We start from the raw sequence: 18,556 nt of genomic DNA, 5'->3' as shown, positions 1-18,556 counted from the left end.
GTGGTGCGCTGCTGAGCCGGGGCCCATGCAGCGGCAGAACGTGTGGCCCCGTGGGACCCGGCTCTCGCAACAGCGCCAAGGCGCTGCTGCGCGTCCGGGACACGAGAGCAACAGGCAGCTGCGCGGCCCTTCCAAAACAACAGCCGTTCACATCCTCACGCTCTTGTCAGGGCGCGCACCGGCGCAACCGGCATCTTTCCCGGGAAGTGTTGTTTTCAGATCATTTACTTTATTTCGAACATTTCCTTTGTTCCCGCTGCCGGCAGGCCCTCGGCGGCCGCGCGTGGAAACCATCCGGTTAACAGGCGCGGTTAAGAATGAGCGCTGACGAGGGCCTGGCGCGGCGACGATTGCCGGTTCTGCGTAATTTTTGGACGATCCATTTGGGGCAAGGGAAGCATCGATGTCGATGAGGATTGCGGTGGCGCTGGCCGCCACCATCGGGGTTGGGGTCTTGATGTCGACCGCGGCAGAGGCGCGGCCGGAGCTGGTGGGCGCACACCTCGCCGACTATTCGCCGGGCACCATCGTGGTCAGGACCAGCGAGCGGCGGCTCTATCTCATCCTCGATAACGGCCACGCCGTCCGCTATCCGGTCGGCGTCGGCAAGGCCGGCAAGCAATGGGCCGGCACGACGAAGATCGAGGGCAAGTATCTCAACCCGGCCTGGGCGCCGCCCGCCGAGGTGAAGCGCGACAAGCCTGATATCCCCGACGTCATTCCCGGCGGCTCGCCGCGCAACCCGATGGGCGTCGCGGCGATGACGCTGACCGGCGGCGAATACGCCATCCACGGCACCAACGTGCCGGGCTCGATCGGCGGCTTCGTCTCCTATGGCTGCATCCGCATGCTCAACGACGACATCACCGATCTCTACGGCCGCGTCTTCGTCGGCACGACGGTGGTCGTGACGCGCTGATCGCCTGAATCAGTCGAGATGAGAGCCGCGTGTTGCGACGCGGCTTTCTTGTCACCACAAGCGCCAGCCCCGCGCGCACCAGCCGTCGCGATGGCCGCCATTGTAGCTGCGCACATAACCGCCGGCGAGCATTGCCGCCGCAACGCTCGCGGTCTTCCGGGTGGCGACGTCGGCGAGAACGCGGCCGTATTTGTCGGGGCCGAGATTGGCGATCGTCACGCCCCCCTGGCTGAGCAGGTCGCGCAACGCGCGGGCAGCAGCTTCGGCCTTGTCCAGCTCCTCCTGGCAGGACGCCTTCAGTTCGGGCGCATCGATGCCGCGCAGCCGAACACGTGCGACGAGATCGCCGCCATTGTGCTGGTGCACGCGCGCCAGAAACGTGTCGCCGTCGACGGTGCGAATGACCTCGACCGGTTGACGAGCGCCCGCCGCGCCGGACTGCTGCAGGATGATTTCGGCATCGCGCGACCGTTCGTCATCCACATGCGGAATGGGCCAGATCGTTCCCTGGCGGAAGCCGAGCACGACGGCCGTCACAACGCCGACCACGAACATCCACGGCAACAGTCCGGAGAAGCGACGGCCGAACGGCGAGCCGCTGTATGAAGTCCGGTAGGGACGGCTGGGATCGAAGCGCGACATCCGCGCACGCTAGGGCTGAGTCGGCTGAACCGGCAAGATGGCGTATGAGGAGCGCGCGTAAAGCGGCGTCTCAAAAGTCCGAAGCGATGCCGTTGCGCTCCCAATCGCCGTAGCGGGTTGGCTCCGGACCCTTTGGCCCCTGCAACTCCTTCGGCGCGGCTTCATCATGCGCAGCCGCCGCAGCCTGCCGGCGCGCCTCGGCTTCGGCCAACGCCCGCTGGGCGGCCGGCGACAGCGGCTTGCGATCGGGAAGGGAGGGCTGGTCACTCATCTCGGCGGGTTCCTAACGCAGGATGACGGGAAGTGCGAGGTCCAATAACGCATTGCTGAAATGGTCATTGCGGGCTGCAATCGCGAGGGCCCATTCTTACATTTGGCATATTCGCGTGCCAGAGATCGAGCCTCTCGAGGCATGCGCCATTGCGGCGGAACTGCCGCTCGCTCAGAACCTTGCTTCCGCATGCCATCTCAACGTTTCGTCCCTCCATCCGAAGTGCCCGGTCTTGCGGCACGGCGGATTGCCGCCGACATCGTCGACGGCGTGCTGCACAAGCACCGCACGCTCGACGACCAGCTCGACGGCAGCGGCGCCCATCCCGGACTGAAGACGCTGGCCGACCGCGACCGCGCGCTGATGCGCCGCCTCGTCGCCACGGTGCTGCGCCGGCTCGGCACGCTCGGCCATGTGCTGTCCCGCCTGCTCGACAAGGGAATTCCCTCCGATGCGCCCCGTGCGCAGAGCGCGCTCCTGATCGGCGCGGCGCAGATCCTCTGGATGGACGTGCCGGATCACGCCGCGGTCGACCTCTCCGTTCGCCTCGTGCAATCCGACCGCCGCGCCGCGCGTTATGCCGGCCTCGTCAACGCCGTGCTGCGCCGCTGCGCGCGCGAGGGCAAGGGGCTGATCGAGGAGGTCGCGACACAATCGCTGGACCTGCCGCCATGGCTGTTTGCGCGCTGGAGCGCGCACTATGGCGAGGCGACCGCACGCGACATGGCGCTGTCGCTCGGCCACGAGCCCTCGCTCGATCTGACGGTGAAGTCCGATCCCGCGCAATGGGCGAGCCGCCTGCATGGCGAGACACTGCCGACGGGAACGGTGCGGATGCTGCTGCACGGCTCGGTGACCATGCTGCCCGGCTTCGCCGAAGGACAATGGTGGGTGCAGGACGCCGCTGCCGCCTTGCCCGCCCGGCTGTTCGGCGACGTCAAGGGCAAGTCCATTGCCGATCTCTGCGCCGCCCCCGGTGGCAAGACCGCGCAGCTGGCGCATGCCGGCGCGCGTGTCACGGCCATCGACCGCTCGCCCGCGCGAGTGGCGCGGTTGCGCGAAAACCTGGCGCGACTGTCGCTCCAGGCGGAGACTGTCGTTGCTGACGCCGTGGAATGGGCCGGTCCGGCCGAGGCCTTCGACGGTATTCTGATCGACGCGCCCTGTACCTCGACCGGCACGATCCGCCGCCATCCCGACGTGGCATGGCTGCGGCAGGAATCCGACATCGCCGCCCTGACGGCGCTGCAGCAGCGGCTGCTGCGAAAATCGGTGTCGCTGCTCAAGCCCGGCGGGACGCTGGTCTATTGCACCTGTTCGCTGGAACCCGAGGAAGGCGAACAGGCCGTGGTGGCGCTGCTCGCCGCCGAGCCTGCGCTTCGCCGTGTTCCGATCGACGCGTCGGAGGTCGCAGGTCTCGACGAAATCCTCAACCGGGACGGCGATCTTCGCACCTTGCCCTGCCATCTGCCGAACGCCGATCCCAAGCTCGGCGGCCTCGACGGATTTTTCGCGGCCCGGCTCGTTAAATCCTGATTTTGCACTGGATTTTGCCATCACGACGCTGATTCGCGCCGTTCAAGGTGGTGTCAGCCGTCCGATTTTGGGATTAATAAGGATTCGTCGTCCTCTCCCCCTTCAAGGCAAGGCGTGTCGGTCGCTCAACGCAGACATATCTCGACGCTGGTCATGAACCGCTTCGCGCGGAACATGCTCGCGCGCGCGAGCGGCGGTTCCGTTGCGCTGTCGCGGGTCTGGCCCGGCCGCACCGACCGGCTGATCATCGCACCGCACGACCTGCGCACCGCGGACGCGACCCGCGCCGCCGAAATCTATGCCGGCCGGTTCGTCTTCGCCGGCAAGATCGTCAATTGCCACGGCCGCTCGATCTTCGATCTCGAGCCGCCGTCGGAGGATTGGGAAGTTGCGCTGCTCGGCTTCGGCTGGTTGCGTCATTTGCGCGCCGCCGACACTGCGCTGACGCGAGCGAATGCGCGCGCGCTCATCGAGGATTGGATCGCCAACCCCGCCAACAAGCGCCGCCCCGTCGCGCGCCGCGCCGACGTGCTGGCCAGGCGCGTGATCTCGCTGCTGTCGCAGGCGCCGCTGGTGCTGGGCGAGACCGACAACAAGTTCTATCGCCGTTATCTGCGCGCCTTGGCCCGCGAGATCCGCTTCCTGCGCTACGCCATGGTCGACATTCCGGACGGGGTGCCGAAGCTCCAGGTGCTGATCGCACTGTGCTATGCGGCCCTGTGTCTCGCCAACCAGGCGCGTCACATCCGCAGCGCCTCGAAGAAGCTGTCGGACGAATTGCAGCGGCAGATCCTGCCCGACGGTGGACACATCTCCCGCAACCCAGGCGCGCTGATCGAACTCCTGATCGACCTGCTGCCACTGCGGCAGACCTTTGCCGCGCGCAACATCGCGCCGCCGCCGGCGCTGCTCAACGCGATCGATCGCATGATGCCGATGCTGCGCTTCTTCCGGCACGGCGACGGCAATTTCGCCCTGTTCAACGGCATGAGCGCGACCTCTTCGGACCTGCTCGCCACGCTGCTCGCCTATGACGACACCCACGGCGTGCCGATGGCGAACATGCCGCATACCGGCTTCCAGCGCCTCGATGCCGGCCAGACCACGCTGATCATCGACACCGGCCCGCCGCCACCGGCCGGCGTCAGCCACGACGCCCACGCCGGCTGCCTGTCGTTCGAACTGTCGTCCGGCATCAGCCGCATCGTCACCAATTGCGGCATGCCGACCACGGGCCGCGACAATTGGCGGCCGTTCGCACGCAGCACGGCGGCGCATTCGACGCTGACCTATCACGAGACCTCGTCATGCCAGTTCGTCGAGATGTCGGCGATGAAGCGGCTCCTGCACGGCGCGCCCATCACCAGCGGTCCCGTCGAGGTCGAGAGCTATCGCGAGATCGTGCAGAACGGCACGCTGCTCACGACATCGCATGACGGCTATCTCGCCAAGTTCGGGGCAATCCACCGTCGCGTGCTGATGATCGCCAATGACGGCGCACGCATCGACGGCGAGGACACGCTCTCGCCGCCGCAGGGCCGACGCTTCAAGGGCGCGGATGCCGATTTCGCGCTGCGCTTCCATCTGCATCCGGCGGTGAAGGCGAGCCGGCTCTCGGATGCCCGCGGCGTGATGCTGGTGCTGCCGAACCGCGACGTCTGGACCTTCGAGGCGCTCGACGACAAGGTCGACCTCGAGGACAGCGTGTTCCTGGCCGGCAATGACGGCCCGCGCCGCACCGCCCAGATCGTGATCCGTCAGGACGCGCGGCAGGCACCCTCGATCCGCTGGAGCTTTGTCCGCTCCACCGCCTCGCCGGCCGTCACCAATGCCCGCCGCAACGCTCGCCGTGAGCCGGAACTTCCGCTGTAGGCGCGCGAATTCAACGCATCTCGTCGTTGTGAAAACGGGCAAAAGCTGCTAACGAACACGCGCTCGCGCGACTGGCGACCTTGGATGGAGCACCATCGGGAAGCGCGGGACACATCCGCCGCGCGCCTGGGCATAGACACTCCTTAAGACAGAGGATCTTGCTCATGACTGACCATCCCCGCCGCGTCACCCGCGCTCTCCTTTCCGTCTCCGACAAGACCGGCCTGATCGAATTCGCAAAGGCGCTTGCCGCGCACGATGTCGAGCTGGTCTCGACCGGCGGCACCGCCAAGGCCATAGCCGCGGCCGGGCTCGAGGTGAAGGACGTGTCCGAGCTGACCGGCTTCCCCGAGATGATGGACGGCCGCGTCAAGACGCTGCATCCGAAGGTGCATGGCGGCCTGCTCGCGATCCGCGACAACAAGGAGCACGCGGAGGCGATGAAGGCCCACGGCATCGCGCCGATCGATCTCCTCGTCGTCAATCTCTATCCGTTCGAGGCGACCGTCGACAAAGGCGCGGGCTTCGAAGACTGCATCGAGAACATCGACATCGGCGGGCCCGCGATGATCCGCGCCGCCGCCAAGAACCATGACGACGTCGCCGTCGTGGTCGAGGCGCAGGACTACCAGGCCGTGCTCGACGAACTGGCCGCCAACAAGGGCGCGACCACGCTGAAGCTGCGCCGGCGCCTTGCCGCGAAGGCCTATGCCCGCACCGCGGCGTACGATGCCGCGATCTCGAACTGGTTCAACCGTCAGCTCGAGATCGACGCGCCCGACTTCCGCGCTTTCGGCGGCCGGCTGATCCAGTCGCTGCGCTATGGCGAGAATCCGCATCAGACCGCGGCGTTCTACGCCACGCCCGACAAGCGCCCGGGCGTCTCCACCGCACGGCAGCTCCAGGGCAAGGAGCTCTCCTACAACAACATCAACGACACCGATGCTGCCTATGAATGCATCGGCGAGTTCGACGCCAGGCGCACCGCGGCCTGCGTCATCGTCAAGCACGCCAATCCCTGCGGCGTCGCGGAAGGCTCCAGCCTCGTCGACGCTTATCGCAAGGCGCTGGCCTGCGATTCCACCTCGGCGTTCGGCGGCATCATTGCGATGAACCGCCCGCTCGATGCCGACACCGCCCGCGAGATCACCAAGATCTTCACCGAGGTCATCATCGCGCCCGACGCCAGCGAGGAGGCGATCGCCATCATCGGCGGCAAGAAGAACCTCCGCCTGTTGCTCGCCGGCAGCCTGCCCGATCCGCGCGCGCCGGGCCTGACCGCCAAGACGGTGGCCGGCGGCCTGCTCGTGCAGAGCCGCGACAACGCAGTGGTCGACGACATGACCTTCAAGGTCGTGACCAAGCGGGCGCCAACCGATGCCGAGATGCGCGATCTCAAGTTCGCGTTCCGCGTGGCCAAGCACGTCAAGTCCAACACCATCATCTACGCCAGGGATCTCGCCACCGTCGGCATCGGCGCGGGCCAGATGAGCCGGGTGGATTCAGCCCGCATTGCCGCGCGCAAGGCGCAGGATGCCGCAGCTGAGCTCAAGCTCGCCGAGCCGCTCACCAAGGGCTCGGTGGTGGCATCGGATGCGTTCTTCCCGTTCGCCGACGGTATGCTCGCCTGCATCGAGGCCGGCGCCACCGCCGTGGTGCAGCCCGGCGGCTCGATGCGCGACGACGAGGTGATCAAGGCCGCCGACGAGCACGGCATCGCCATGGTGTTCACGGGAACACGGCACTTCAGGCATTGAGCTTGCTGTCATTCCGGGGGGCGCGAAGCGCGAGCCCGGAATGACAGTGGGGATGCTACTTCCGCACCCGCATCAACAGCCCCAGTCCTGCAACGAAGAACACCACCAGCACGGCCATGCCGGCCTTCTGGCTTGCGGTCACGGCGGTGATCATGCCGATCAGGAGCGGGCCGATGAAGGATGTCACCTTCCCGGTCAATGCGAACAGGCCGAAATACTGCGCGATGCGATCCTTCGGTGCGAGGCGGATCAGCAGTGTGCGGGAGGCGGCCTGGAGCGGGCCGCCGGCTGCACCGATCAGGCAGCCCAGCACGAGATAGGCGCGCTCCGCCGCGCTCCAGAACAGGGGAGCGCCTGCTTGCGGCGGCTCGACCTTGACGAACAGGACACTGTCCTTGTCGACCAGGAGGATCGCGGCCACCGCCAGCAGCAGGACAAGCAGACTGCCGGCGATGACGCGCTTCGGCCCGAGACGATCGTCGAGCTTGCCGCCGAACCATGCGCCGAACGCGCCGGCGATCGCGAGCATGATGCCGAATGTGCCGATCTGGATCGTGTGCCAGCCGAACGTACCGGCGGCATAGATGCCGCCAAACGCGAACAGCGACACCAGACCATCGGTGTAGATCATGTTGGCGAGCAGGAATGCCGCAAGCGACTTCTGCCTGGGCAGGGCGTTGATCGATCGCTTCAGTTCGGACAGACCTTCGCGCAGCGCCTCGCGCAACCGGCGCTTCGCCGGATAATCCGGCGTGAACAGGAACATCGGCGTCACAAAGATGATGAACCAGAGCGCGGTCAATGGCCCGGCAGCACGGTCGCCCTGATGGGTCGCGGGATCGAGCCCGAACAACGGCGTGAAGCCGAGCAACGTGCGACCGGTCTCGGGATTTGCGGCGAGAAAGCCGAGCACGATGATCAGGCTGACGATGCCGCCGACGTAGCCGATAGCCCAGCCGGTGCCGGAGAGCCGGCCGATGCGCTCCGGCGGCACCAGGGTCGGCATCATCGCATTGTTGAAGACGGTGGCGAACTCCGCACCCACGCTGGCGAGCGCGACGGCGGTGAGCAGCGACGGAATGATGGCGTAATCGCCGGGTTTGCCGATCCACAGCGTGCAGGACGCCAGGACCAGCACCGCGCCGAAACCTGCGATCCATGGTTTCCTGCGGCCCGATGCATCCGCGATGGCCCCCAGCACCGGCGACAGCAGCGCGATCGCAAGGCCCGCGGCGGCCATTGCAAAACCCCACAGCGACTGCCCGGTGGCGGGATTTGGCGCAACGCTGGTCGCGAAATAGGGGGCGAACACGAAGGTCGTGATCAGCGTGAAATAGGGCTGCACGGCCCAATCGAACAAGATCCAGCTGACGACGGCGGCGCGCGGTGGATAGGTCCGCTGCGCGCCGGCCATCCGCACATCGGGGGCAATCGTCGTCATCCGGCAGTCCTCATCACGAACAGTTTTGTCCCTCTTGGAGCAAACCGTATAGCATTGCAGCGAGGTGTGTGAACTGGCCCAAGGCCGCGGCAGACGTTTTGATGATGTCATCATATTCGACACGACGGACATTCTTCGCCTTCATAGCCACTTTGGCGTTCAGTCTCGCGCCTGCGACCGCGCAGGATGCGCGGCGGGGCTACGTGCCGCCCGCGCGCGACGCGGTGCGCGCTGTCGTCGCCGAGCACGGCATGGTGGTGGCGCAGGAGAGGTTGTCTGCGCAGGTCGGCGCCGACATCCTGCGGCGCGGCGGCAATGCGGTCGACGCTGCGGTCGCGACCGGCTTTGCGATGGCCGTCACCTACCCACGCGCCGGCAATATCGGCGGCGGCGGCTTCATGGTGATCCATTCCGCCGATCGCAACGAAGACATCACGATCGACTATCGCGAGACCGCGCCGGCTGCGACGACGCCACAGATCTTCCTCGGCGCAGACGGCAAGCCTGACACGACGAAGTCACGGGATTCCGCGCTCGGCATCGGCGTTCCCGGCACGGTCGCGGGCCTCGCGCTGGCATTGGACAAATACGGCTCCGGCCGGTTCACGCTGGCGCAGCTGCTCGCGCCCGCCATCGCGCTCGCACGCGATGGCTTCATCGTCAGCGACGACATCGCCGATACGCTGCCGAGCTGGCACCCGCGGCTGGCACGCTGGCCTTCCTCGGCCAGGATCTTCTCGCGGCCTGACGGCACGCCGCTGGGCGAAGGCGACCGGCTGCTGCAGGGCGATCTCGCCGAAACGCTGTCGGCCGTCGCCGCACTGGGACCGCGCGGCTTCTACGAGGGGCCGGTCGCCGAGAAACTCGCCAAGGCCGTGACCGACGCCGGCGGCATCATGACGCCGGCCGACCTCAAGGCCTATCAGCCGGTCATCCGCGCGCCGGTACGCGGCACCTATCGCGGCTACGACATCGTGTCGATGCCGCTGCCTTCGTCCGGTGGGGTGGTGCTGCTGGAGACGCTCAATATCCTCGAAGGCTTTCAGCTTGCCGATCTGAAGCAGGGATCGGCGGCATCGCTGCATCTGCTGATCGAAGCCATGAAGCGTGCCTATGCCGATCGCGCGCGCTATCTCGGCGATCCCGCCTTCGTCAACGCACCGATCGAGACGCTGATCGCGAAGGACTACGCCGCCAAGCTGCGCGCGGGCATTTCTGCCGAACGCGCCACGCCGTCGAAGGAGCTCGTGTCCGCTTCTGCCGCGCCGCGTGAGGGCAGCAACACGACGCATTTTTCCGTCGTCGACGGTCGCGGCAACGCCGTCAGCAACACTTATACGCTGAACTTCAGCTATGGCGTCGGCCTCGTCGCCGACGGCACCGGCGTGCTGCTCAACAACGAGCTCGACGATTTCACCGCGGCAGTCGGCGCTTCCAATGCCTATGGCCTCGTCGGCTTCGAGGCAAACCTGCCTGGGCCCGGCAAGCGGCCGCTCTCGTCGATGTCGCCGACCATCGTGCTGAAGGACGGCAAGCCGGTGCTGGTGACGGGTTCGCCCGGCGGCAGCCGCATCATCTCGACCGTGCTCCAGGTGATCGTGAACGTTCTCGACTACAAGATGGATGTTGCGGCCGCCGTCGCAACACCGCGGCTGCATCACCAATGGCTACCGGATGAGGTGCGCGTCGAGCGCGGCTTTCCCGACGACGTGCTGCTCGCGCTGAAGGCCATGGGCCACCTCGTCGTCGAGCCGATGGGGCAGACATCGGCGAATTCGATTCTGGTGACGCCGAAGGGATTGCTTGGCGCGGCCGATCTGCGGACGCGCGGCGCGGAAGCGGCGGCACAGTAGCCCGCTCTCCCTGCATGGCACGGCAGCGCGCAGCGGCTTGCACAGGCCGGCGTGCGTGCTACCACCGGCCCGGCCAAAAGCAATTGCCGGGGAAACGCGCATGACCACCGCCGATCCGAACCAGCGCATCGAACGCGCGGAGATCGAGGACACCAGCCTGCTCGCCTTCTATCGCGACATGAACACGCCCGAGCGGCGGACGTTCTGGGCCTGCGCTGCGGGCTGGGCGCTCGACGGCATGGACTTCATGATCTACCCGCTGGTGATCGGCACCATCATCGCCCTGTGGAAGGTCGATGCGGCCTCGGCCGGCCTTGCCGGCACGGTGACGCTGCTCGCCTCTGCCATCGGCGGCTGGCTCGGCGGCTATCTCTCCGATCATATCGGGCGTGTCAGGACGCTCCAGATCACCATCATCTGGTTCTCGTTCTTCTCTCTGGTCTGCGCCGTCGTGCAGAATTTCGATCAGCTCCTGATCGCACGTGCCGTGCTCGGTCTCGGCTTCGGCGGCGAATGGGCGGCGGGCGCCGTGCTGATGGGTGAGGCGATCCGGCCGCAATATCGTGGGCGCGCGGTGGGCTCGGTCCAGTCGGGCTGGGCGGTCGGCTGGGGCCTGGCCGTGCTGTCGCAGGCGATCCTGTTCTCGCTTCTGCCGGCGGAGACGGCTTGGCGCTGGATGTTCGTGATCGGTGCGCTGCCGGCACTTCTGGTGTTCTACATCCGCCGCTCTGTCACCGAACCGGCGATCGCAGTCGAGGCACGCGCCAGGCACGCGGAAACGGGCAGTCATCCGAAGCTCTGGGAGATCTTCACCTTCCCGATCGTGAAGACCACGGTGCTTGCGTCGCTGATGGCGACGGGCTGCCAGGGCGGCTACTACGCCGTCACCTTCTGGGTGCCGCAATTCCTGACCAAGGAGCGGCACCTGTCGATCGTCGGATCGACCGGCTATCTCGCGACGCTGATCATCGGCTCCTTCATCGGCTATCTCGTGGGCGCGTGGCTCGCCGACCGGATCGGGCGGCGCAATCTGTTCCTGATCTTCTCGCTCGGAGCCATGGCGGTGGTGCTTCTGTACACACAGCTGCCGCTGACCAACGAGATCCTCTGGATACTCGGTTTCCCGCTCGGCTTCTTCGCCTCGGGCTATTTCTCCGGGATCGGCGCGTTCCTGACCGAGCTCTATCCGACGCGGCTGCGCGGCTCGGGCCAGGGCTTCTGCTACAATTTCGGCCGCGGCATCGGCGCGCTGTTTCCATTCCTGGTCGGCGCGCTGTCGGCGACGACGTCGCTCGGCAATGCGATCGCGATCTTCGCTGTGGCGGCTTACGCAGTGTTCTTCATCGCTGCCTTCGCGCTGCCGGAGACACGCGGGCGCGTGCTGTACGCGGATTAGTAACCACTGTCATCCCGGGGCGGCTCGAAGAGCCGAACCCGGGATCTCGCGTCACAATCTCGAGATTCCGGGTTCGCCCTTCGGGCGCCCCGGAATGACGGTGAAGAAACTACCGCCCGACCTGATACGGCCCGCCCTTTTCCAGCGCGCGCGCATAGGCCGGCCGCGCGTGGATGCGCTCCAGGAACGCCATCGCCCTGGGATGGCCCTGCTCGAGCCCGCCGCGCGCCTGGGCAGCTTCCAGCGGAAAGCTCATTTGGATGTCGGCCGCGGTGAACTCGCTGCCGGCGAACCACGCGCTCTTGGCAAGCTCGCCTTCCCAATAGTCCATGTGCTGCTTGAGCTGCGGATTGACCAGCGCGGTCAGCGCCTGGTTGCAGACCTTGCGCACCAGCGGGCGCAGCAGTGCCGGCGCGCGCTTGGGCATCAGCGTGAACAGCAGCTTGAGCAGCAGCGGCTGCATCGCGGATCCTTCCGCATAATGCAGCCAATAGGTGTACCGCAGCCGCTCCGGCGTGTTCGGCGGCGGGATCAGCCGGCCGTCGCCGTAGGTCGCGATGAGATATTCGATGATCGCGCCCGACTCGGCGATGGTGTTGCCGTTGTCGGTGATGACCGGCGACTTGCCGAGCGGATGGATGGCGCGCAGCTCCTTCGGCGCGTGCATATCCGGCTGGCGCTGATAGCGCACGATCTCGTAGGGCACGCCCAACTCCTCGAGCAGCCACAGCACGCGCTGCGAGCGGGAATTGTTGAGGTGGTGAACGGTCAGCATCGCGGGGTCCTCAGGGCTAGGCGTGGTCGATCGGCCGAGCGTTCGTGCCAGCCCGGGAACACATTGTCGAGGCGGCGGTGCGGATATTTTCACCCGGGTATATTGACGTGAGTAATTTACCCGGGTATTAAGCTGCCAACACGATCAATATGGCAATGATTCCAATGCAAGGGACTTACACAGCATTCGTCGGCCAGCGCCGGCTGGCCTCCGGCACGGCCGGCGAGGTCGCGCTCGCCGTCAAGCGGGCAACGCAGCCGATAGACCAGCCGATCATCATCTTCGACGACGGGACCGGGCGGTCGATCGACTTCGACCTGCGCGGCGAGGATCGCGAGGTGCTGGCGCGGCTGGAGAAGCTGGCACCGCCGCCGGCCGGGACGGCCGAGGCACCCGCAGAGCCGCGCGGCCGCGGCCGGCCCAAGCTCGGCGTGGTCGCGCGCGAGGTGACGCTGCTGCCGCGGCACTGGGAGTGGCTCAACGCCCAGGCCGGCGGCGCCTCGGTCGCGTTGCGCAAGCTCGTCGACGAGGCGAGGCGCGCCAGCGGCGCCAAGGACCGCGAGCGCCAGGCCCGCGATGCGGCCTATCACTTCATGTCGACCATGGCCGGCGATCTGCCGCAGTTCGAGGAGGCCTCGCGCGCGCTGTTCGCGGATGACCGGCGGCGCTTCACCGGACTGATCGCCGACTGGCCGGCTGATATCCGCGACCACATCGTCAAGCTCGCCTACAGCGACCGCGCTTAAAGCGCGGCGCTCTTCACAATCCCATCGACGGCCGGGCCGCGCATTGCGCGGCAACGGCTTCGCACGCCCTGATGAAAGGCCGATCCATGTCCGCTCCAAAGCCGCTCTGGACCACATTCCTCCGCTTCCTCGCACCCTTGATGCTGAGCAACGCGCTGCAATCGCTGTTCGGCACCATCAGCAATGTCTATCTCGGCCAGATGATCGGCGTCGATGCGCTCGCCGCGGTCTCGGTGTTCTTCCCGGTGATGTTCTTCCTGTTCGCCTTCGTCATGGGGCTGAGCACCGGCGCCACCGTGTTGATCGGCCAGGCCTTCGGCGCGGGCGAGCACGGCCGGATCAAGATCATTGCGGGCACGACACTCGCAGTCGGCCTGCTGCTGTCGATTTCGGTTGCACTGATTGGCGGGCTCTTCAGCCGTCAATTGATGATGGCGCTCGCCACGCCCGCGGACATTCTCGATGAGGCCAGCGCCTATGCGAGAATCATGCTGCTGACGATGCCGCTCGGCTTCGTCTTCCTGCTGATGACCGCAATGATCCGCGGCGTCGGCGACGCGCTGACGCCGCTGCTGGCGCTGGCGTTGTCGACTGCGACCGGCCTGATCCTGACGCCATTGCTGATCCGCGGCGCGTCCGGATTGCCGGCGGCGGGCATCACCAGTCCGGCATGGGCATCTGCGATCGCCAATGCGACGACGCTGATCGTGCTCGCGGCCTATCTGCTGCGGAAGAAGCACGCGCTCGCGCCGGACGCTGTGTTGCTGGGTCACCTGCGGCTGAACGGCGCCGTGCTCGGGAAGGTCCTCGGCATCGGGCTGCCGAGCGCCATCGGCATGGTGGCGATGGCGATCGCCGAGCTGGTGCTGCTCGGCCTCGTCAACGGCTACGGGTCGGAGGCCACGGCCGCCTACGGCGCGGTCAACCAGGTGATGGGCTACACGCAGTTCACGGCGATGTCGATTTCGATCGCGGTCTCGATCCTCGGCGCCCAGGCCGTCGGCGGCGGCGACAGGACGCGGCTCGACGGCATCGTCCGCACCGGTCTCCTGTTCAACATCGTGCTGACCGGCGGGCTGGTGGCGCTGATCTATCTCGCGCCGCGCGCGGTGCTCGGCATCTTCATCACCGATGGCGCCGTGCTCGATCTTGCGAAAGGGCTGCTGTACATCGCCTTGTGGAGCTCGGTGCCGTTCGGCCTCGCCACGGTGTTTTCAGGCGCGATGCGTGCGGCCGGTGTCGCGTTCACACCGATGCTGCTGTCGATCTTCGCGATTGTCGCGATCGAACTGCCGGCCGCGGTGATCCTGAGCCGCACGATCGGCCTTGCGGGCGTCTGGGCGGCCTATCCGATCGTGTTCTGCGCCATGTTCATCTTGCAGATGGGCCATTACCTCCTGGTGTGGCGCAGGCAGGCGATCCAGCGGCTGATCTGACGGGACCTTAAGTATTATGATCGTCATTAAACGGTGGACCTGTGGCGCGGCCTGCGCCACAATGACGAAAAGCGACGTCAGGGAGCATGATTTTGACCCGTACCGCCCCGCAATTCCTGTTCGACTTCGGCAGCCCCAACGCCTATCTCAGCCATCTGGCGATTCCGGCAATCGAGCAGCGGATCGGCGTCAAGTTCGAATATGTGCCGATCCTGCTCGGCGGCATCTTCAAGTCGACCAACAACAAGTCGCCGGCGGAGACCCTGGCCGGCATCAAGAACAAGCGCGAATTCCAGGCGGTCGAGACCGAGCGCTTCATCAAGCGCTTCCATGTCCAGCCCTATGTCTGGAATCCGCATTTCCCCGTCAACACGCTGAACCTGATGCGCGCGGCAATCGCGGCGCAGCTCGAGGGCGTGTTCGAGAAATATGTCGAGGCCGCCTTCCACCACATGTGGCGCGAGCCGAAGAAGATGGACGATCCTGAAATCGCGGCGAAGGCGCTGGCGTCCTCCGGCCTCGACGCGCAAAGGCTGTTCGCCCGCGCTGGGGAACCCGAGGTCAAGGGCAAACTGATCAAGAACACCGAGGAGGCGGTCGCCCGCGGCGCCTTCGGTTCGCCGACCTTCTTCGTCGGCAACGAGATGTTCTTCGGCAAGGAACAGCTGCGCGAGGTCGAGGAGATGGTGCTGGAAGGGGGCGAATAGGGAAAGGCGAAGAGCGAGTCGTGAAATTGTGACTCGTCATTTGCGGCCTCTCACCCTATTCGCTATTCCCTACTCGCCATTCGCCTCGTTCAACGGAGTTCTGCAATGCGTATTCTCGTGGTCGGCGCCGGCGCCATTGGCGGCTATTTCGGTGGCAGGCTGTTGCAGGCCGGCCGCGACGTCACCTTCCTGGTCCGGCCACGGCGCGCCAGCGAGCTCGCGAGCGCCGGCCTCATCATCAAGAGCCCGAATGGCGACGTGACCTTGAGAAATCCGCCGACCGTGCAGGCGGACGCGCTCAAGGACAAGTTCGACGTCGTGCTCCTGAGCTGCAAGGCGTTCGACCTCGACGACGCCATCAAGTCGTTTGCCGCGGCGGTCGGTCCGAACACCGCGATCATTCCGATGCTCAACGGCATGAAGCATCTCGACACGCTGGATGCCCGGTTCGGCAAGGAGCGGGTGCTCGGCGGCCTCTGCGCCATCGCCGCGACCTTGAACGAGAAGCGCGAGGTGGTGCAGCTCCAGCCGATGCAGTCGATCAATTACGGCGAGCGCGACGGCAAAATGTCGGACCGGGTGAAGGCGATCGACGAAGCCTTCAAGAGCGGCATCACTGGCGCCACCGCCAGCCAGAACATCATGCAGGACATGTGGGAGAAGTGGGTGTTCCTCTCCTCGCTCGCGGCATCCACCAGCCTGATGCGCGCCTCGGTCGGTGACATCCTGGCGGCTCCGGGCGGCCGGGACTTCCTGCTCGGCATGCTGGACGAGACCAGCGCGATCGCCGCCGCGTCCGGCTATCCGCCGGGCGGGCCATTCTTCGAGCGGGTGAAGGGCAACCTCACCGCCGAGGGCTCGCCGATGACCGCCTCGATGTTCCGCGACATCAAGGCTGGCTTGCCGGTCGAGGCCGATCACGTCATCGGCGACCTCATCGCGCGCGCCGACGCCGCCAAGGTGCCGGTGCCGAAGCTGCGCATCGCGTACACGCATCTGAAGGCGTATGAGAAGCAGCGGGCGGGGTAGGCGCTTCGTACACACCGTCGTCCCGGACAAGCGAACGAAGTGAGCGCTGATCCGAGACGACGCGGAGTTTGCGGTAACAGATCAGCGCTATTTCAGATGCGCGAGATAGTGCGAGACGGCCGTGATCTCCTCGTCACTCATGTGATAGGCGACATCGGCCATCGCGGCGACGCCGCCGCCGACGCGCTGGCCGGCCTTGTAGTCATGCAACGCCTTGACGAGATATTCCTCGCGTTGCCCCGCGAGCCGCGCGACCGCCTTGGTGCCGGCATAGCTGTCCGTGTGGCACGAAGCGCAGCGGCGGCCGGCGGCAACCTGCGCGCCCTTCCTCGACAGGTCCGGATCTCCGTCCTCGGCTCCCTTCGGCGGCGCGAGCTGTGAAAAATAGGCGCCGAGATTGCGGATGTCCTCGTTGGTGATCTCCTCGACGATCGGCTGCATCTGCTCGTTCTTGCGCGAGCCGGCGCGGAAGAACACCAGCTGCCATTGCAGGAATTGATCGGGCTGGCCGGCGAGCGAGGGGATGTTCTCGGTCTGCGAGACGCCGTTCTCGCCGTGGCAGCCGGCACAGACCTGCGCCTTGGCCTTGCCGGCGGCGACGTCGGCGGCACGCGTGGCCGGCGCAATCAGAAGCGTGGCTGCCAGAACTCCCGACCAAACTGCTCGCATGAATGATGTCTCCGACTGTCATTGCCGGGCCTTCCCGGCAATCCATCCCATTCTTGAAGGGCTTCCCGCTTGATGGATGCCCGGATCAAGTCCGGGCATGACGAACGCGTTCCGCTGTGTGCTTGCTGTGTCAAACAAAAGGCTGCGGCGCCTTCCGGCCGCCGCAGCCTCGTGTCGTGCGCGCGCTACTTCTTGCTGTAGCTGATGCGGTAGATCGCGCCGGCCCAATCGTCGGCGACGAGGATCGACCCGTCCTTGGCGAGGATGATGTCGTTGGGACGTCCGAGATAGCCCTGGTCGCCCTCGAGCCAGCCGGAGGCGAAGATCTCCCGCTTGGGATTCTTGCCGTCCGGCCCGACGATCACGCGCACGATGCGCGCGCCCTGGTACTTGTGGCGATTCCAGGAGCCATGCTCGGCGATCAGGATGTTGTTCTTGTACTCGGCGGGGAATTGGTCGCCGGTATAGAACTTCATGCCGAGAGGAGCGACATGGGCGCCGAGATTCAGCACGGGCGGTGTGAACTCGGAGCATTTGTGGCCCATCGCGAACTTGTCGTCAGGCAGATTGCCCTGATGGCAATAGGGATAGCCGAAATGCTCGCCGATCCTGTTGATCATGTTCAGCTTGTCACTGGGCAGATCGTCGCTGATCCAGTCGCGGGCATTCTCGGTGAACCAGAGCTTGCCGGTGCGCGGATCGACGTCGCCGCCGACCGAGTTGCGAACGCCGAGCGCCCAGATTTCGGCGTTGCCGGTCTTGGGATCGACGCGGCGGATCTGCGAGACGCTGGTCGGCGGGATGCCGATATTGAAGGGCGGTCCGAACGGCAGGAAGAACCAGCCTTCCTTGTCGACCGCAATGTATTTCCAGCCATGCGCGGCATAGGACGGCATGTCGTCATAGACGACCTTGCCCTGGCCGAGATTGTCGAGATTGGCTTCGGCGTTGTCGTAGCGGATCAGCTTGTCGACGGCGATGACGTAGAGCGCGCCGTCCCTGAAGGCGAGACCGGTGGGCATGTTCAGGCCCTTGAGGACGGTTTTGACCTCCTTCTTTCCGTTGTTGTCCTTGATGGCATAGACGTTGCCGAGGCCGAACGAGCCGACGAACAGCGTGCCCTTGTCACCCCAGGCCATCTGCCGCGCGGCCAGCACACCCGAGGCGTAGACCTCGATCTTGAAGCCCGGCGGCAGCTTGATCTTCTTGACGACGTTGGCGAGCTCGGCGTCGGAGGCGCCGGTCGGCGGGCCCGAGGGCGGCGCAAGGCCCTTCTGCGCCTCGGTCTCGTCGCCGAGGAACCAGTCGTCCGGCGGATGGGTCCAGAACTCCTTGGTGCCGGATTCGTATTTCTTCAGCGGCTTGCTCTTGTCCTGCTGTTGCGCATTGCCGGCGCTGGTCCCCGCAAGAAGGGCAAACGCTGCAAGCGCCAGAACGGACTGAAAGACGGATCGATGGAATTTCATCGCGTCACTCCCCTAAGGCAGCCGTCAGGGCTGCGCGTTAT

16 protein-coding genes and 1 riboswitch are annotated in these 18,556 nt (G+C 66.0%); of the genes, 10 read left to right on the top strand and 6 right to left on the bottom strand.

Annotation, left to right across the window (positions count from 1 at the left end):
* The first annotated feature begins 403 nt into the window (after nucleotides 1–403).
* On the top strand, nucleotides 404–919 hold the full coding sequence (locus FJV43_RS17150) for a L,D-transpeptidase (protein WP_239628741.1): 516 nt from the start codon (nucleotides 404–406) through the stop codon (nucleotides 917–919).
* A 51-nt stretch (nucleotides 920–970) separates the two neighbouring features.
* On the opposite strand, the gene FJV43_RS17145 is transcribed toward FJV43_RS17150, so the two are convergent.
* Nucleotides 971–1,561, bottom strand: a complete 591-nt coding sequence (locus tag FJV43_RS17145) for a thermonuclease family protein (RefSeq protein ID WP_239628739.1) — start codon at nucleotides 1,559–1,561, stop codon at nucleotides 971–973.
* 70 nt (nucleotides 1,562–1,631) lie between these two features.
* A complete protein-coding gene (locus FJV43_RS17140; RefSeq protein WP_239628737.1) occupies nucleotides 1,632–1,832 on the bottom strand; it encodes a DUF1674 domain-containing protein in 201 nt (66 codons plus the stop codon).
* Between the two features lie 189 nt (nucleotides 1,833–2,021).
* Here FJV43_RS17140 and FJV43_RS17135 point away from each other — a divergent pair, with 189 nt between their 5' ends.
* From FJV43_RS17135 to purH, 3 genes are all read left to right on the top strand, one after another.
* On the top strand, nucleotides 2,022–3,368 hold the full coding sequence (locus FJV43_RS17135; RefSeq protein WP_239628735.1) for a transcription antitermination factor NusB: 1,347 nt from the start codon (nucleotides 2,022–2,024) through the stop codon (nucleotides 3,366–3,368).
* Between the two features lie 153 nt (nucleotides 3,369–3,521).
* A complete protein-coding gene (locus tag FJV43_RS17130; protein WP_239628733.1) occupies nucleotides 3,522–5,240 on the top strand; it encodes a heparinase II/III family protein in 1,719 nt (572 codons plus the stop codon).
* Nucleotides 5,241–5,297: 57 nt separating this feature from the next.
* Nucleotides 5,298–5,379, top strand: a riboswitch (ZMP/ZTP riboswitch).
* Between the two features lie 25 nt (nucleotides 5,380–5,404).
* Nucleotides 5,405–6,997, top strand: a complete 1,593-nt coding sequence (purH, locus tag FJV43_RS17125; RefSeq protein WP_239628732.1) for a bifunctional phosphoribosylaminoimidazolecarboxamide formyltransferase/IMP cyclohydrolase — start codon at nucleotides 5,405–5,407, stop codon at nucleotides 6,995–6,997.
* A 55-nt stretch (nucleotides 6,998–7,052) separates the two neighbouring features.
* Here purH and FJV43_RS17120 read toward each other — a convergent pair whose 3' ends face one another.
* A complete protein-coding gene (locus FJV43_RS17120) occupies nucleotides 7,053–8,438 on the bottom strand; it encodes an MFS transporter (RefSeq protein WP_239628730.1) in 1,386 nt (461 codons plus the stop codon).
* Nucleotides 8,439–8,539: 101 nt separating this feature from the next.
* Between FJV43_RS17120 and ggt the strand changes: the two genes are divergently transcribed.
* Nucleotides 8,540–10,291, top strand: a complete 1,752-nt coding sequence (gene ggt, locus FJV43_RS17115; RefSeq protein WP_239628728.1) for a gamma-glutamyltransferase — start codon at nucleotides 8,540–8,542, stop codon at nucleotides 10,289–10,291.
* A gap of 100 nt (nucleotides 10,292–10,391) precedes the next feature.
* The gene (locus FJV43_RS17110; protein WP_239628726.1) at nucleotides 10,392–11,687 is read left to right on the top strand and encodes an MFS transporter; all 1,296 of its coding nucleotides are present in this window, start codon (nucleotides 10,392–10,394) and stop codon (nucleotides 11,685–11,687) included.
* A 109-nt stretch (nucleotides 11,688–11,796) separates the two neighbouring features.
* Here FJV43_RS17110 and FJV43_RS17105 read toward each other — a convergent pair whose 3' ends face one another.
* Entirely contained in the window at nucleotides 11,797–12,462 is a 666-nt protein-coding gene (locus tag FJV43_RS17105; protein WP_239628724.1) for a glutathione S-transferase, read from the bottom strand.
* Between the two features lie 164 nt (nucleotides 12,463–12,626).
* On the opposite strand from FJV43_RS17105, the gene FJV43_RS17100 reads away from it, so the two are divergent.
* The 4 genes from FJV43_RS17100 to panE all read left to right on the top strand — a co-directional run bounded on the left by FJV43_RS17100 (nucleotide 12,627) and on the right by panE (nucleotide 16,380).
* On the top strand, nucleotides 12,627–13,208 hold the full coding sequence (locus FJV43_RS17100) for a DUF2239 family protein (RefSeq protein ID WP_239628722.1): 582 nt from the start codon (nucleotides 12,627–12,629) through the stop codon (nucleotides 13,206–13,208).
* 86 nt (nucleotides 13,209–13,294) lie between these two features.
* Nucleotides 13,295–14,644: an MATE family efflux transporter gene (locus FJV43_RS17095; protein WP_239628721.1), complete on the top strand. Its 1,350-nt coding sequence runs from the start codon at nucleotides 13,295–13,297 to the stop codon at nucleotides 14,642–14,644.
* Nucleotides 14,645–14,736: 92 nt separating this feature from the next.
* Nucleotides 14,737–15,351, top strand: a complete 615-nt coding sequence (locus FJV43_RS17090; protein WP_239628719.1) for a 2-hydroxychromene-2-carboxylate isomerase — start codon at nucleotides 14,737–14,739, stop codon at nucleotides 15,349–15,351.
* A 105-nt stretch (nucleotides 15,352–15,456) separates the two neighbouring features.
* A complete protein-coding gene (gene panE, locus FJV43_RS17085; protein ID WP_239628717.1) occupies nucleotides 15,457–16,380 on the top strand; it encodes a 2-dehydropantoate 2-reductase in 924 nt (307 codons plus the stop codon).
* An 87-nt stretch (nucleotides 16,381–16,467) separates the two neighbouring features.
* Here the strand turns inward: panE and FJV43_RS17080 are convergent, their stop codons facing one another.
* A complete protein-coding gene (locus FJV43_RS17080) occupies nucleotides 16,468–17,049 on the bottom strand; it encodes a c-type cytochrome (RefSeq protein ID WP_239628715.1) in 582 nt (193 codons plus the stop codon).
* 185 nt (nucleotides 17,050–17,234) lie between these two features.
* Entirely contained in the window at nucleotides 17,235–18,515 is a 1,281-nt protein-coding gene (locus tag FJV43_RS17075) for a PQQ-dependent sugar dehydrogenase (protein ID WP_239628714.1), read from the bottom strand.
* Nucleotides 18,516–18,556: the final 41 nt, after the last annotated feature.

Source organism: Bradyrhizobium sp. I71, from assembly GCF_022354745.1.
In the GTDB taxonomy this organism is placed as follows: domain Bacteria; phylum Pseudomonadota; class Alphaproteobacteria; order Rhizobiales; family Xanthobacteraceae; genus Bradyrhizobium; species Bradyrhizobium liaoningense.
Note: the sequence above shows the minus strand (reverse complement) of the source record. Positions and strands in the feature narration are given on the sequence as shown.

What these genes read in the sequence shown, in the direction of transcription:
- FJV43_RS17150 (WP_239628741.1), top strand. Translation starts at nt 404, where the DNA reads ATGTCGATGAGGATTGCGGTGGCGCTGGCCGCCACCATCGGGGTTGGG.
- FJV43_RS17145 (WP_239628739.1), bottom strand. Translation starts at nt 1,561, where the DNA reads ATGTCGCGCTTCGATCCCAGCCGTCCCTACCGGACTTCATACAGCGGC.
- FJV43_RS17140 (WP_239628737.1), bottom strand. Translation starts at nt 1,832, where the DNA reads ATGAGTGACCAGCCCTCCCTTCCCGATCGCAAGCCGCTGTCGCCGGCC.
- FJV43_RS17135 (WP_239628735.1), top strand. Translation starts at nt 2,022, where the DNA reads ATGCCATCTCAACGTTTCGTCCCTCCATCCGAAGTGCCCGGTCTTGCG.
- FJV43_RS17130 (WP_239628733.1), top strand. Translation starts at nt 3,522, where the DNA reads ATGAACCGCTTCGCGCGGAACATGCTCGCGCGCGCGAGCGGCGGTTCC.
- purH (WP_239628732.1), top strand. Translation starts at nt 5,405, where the DNA reads ATGACTGACCATCCCCGCCGCGTCACCCGCGCTCTCCTTTCCGTCTCC.
- FJV43_RS17120 (WP_239628730.1), bottom strand. Translation starts at nt 8,438, where the DNA reads ATGACGACGATTGCCCCCGATGTGCGGATGGCCGGCGCGCAGCGGACC.
- ggt (WP_239628728.1), top strand. Translation starts at nt 8,540, where the DNA reads ATGATGTCATCATATTCGACACGACGGACATTCTTCGCCTTCATAGCC.
- FJV43_RS17110 (WP_239628726.1), top strand. Translation starts at nt 10,392, where the DNA reads ATGACCACCGCCGATCCGAACCAGCGCATCGAACGCGCGGAGATCGAG.
- FJV43_RS17105 (WP_239628724.1), bottom strand. Translation starts at nt 12,462, where the DNA reads ATGCTGACCGTTCACCACCTCAACAATTCCCGCTCGCAGCGCGTGCTG.
- FJV43_RS17100 (WP_239628722.1), top strand. Translation starts at nt 12,627, where the DNA reads ATGCAAGGGACTTACACAGCATTCGTCGGCCAGCGCCGGCTGGCCTCC.
- FJV43_RS17095 (WP_239628721.1), top strand. Translation starts at nt 13,295, where the DNA reads ATGTCCGCTCCAAAGCCGCTCTGGACCACATTCCTCCGCTTCCTCGCA.
- panE (WP_239628717.1), top strand. Translation starts at nt 15,457, where the DNA reads ATGCGTATTCTCGTGGTCGGCGCCGGCGCCATTGGCGGCTATTTCGGT.
- FJV43_RS17080 (WP_239628715.1), bottom strand. Translation starts at nt 17,049, where the DNA reads ATGCGAGCAGTTTGGTCGGGAGTTCTGGCAGCCACGCTTCTGATTGCG.
- FJV43_RS17075 (WP_239628714.1), bottom strand. Translation starts at nt 18,515, where the DNA reads ATGAAATTCCATCGATCCGTCTTTCAGTCCGTTCTGGCGCTTGCAGCG.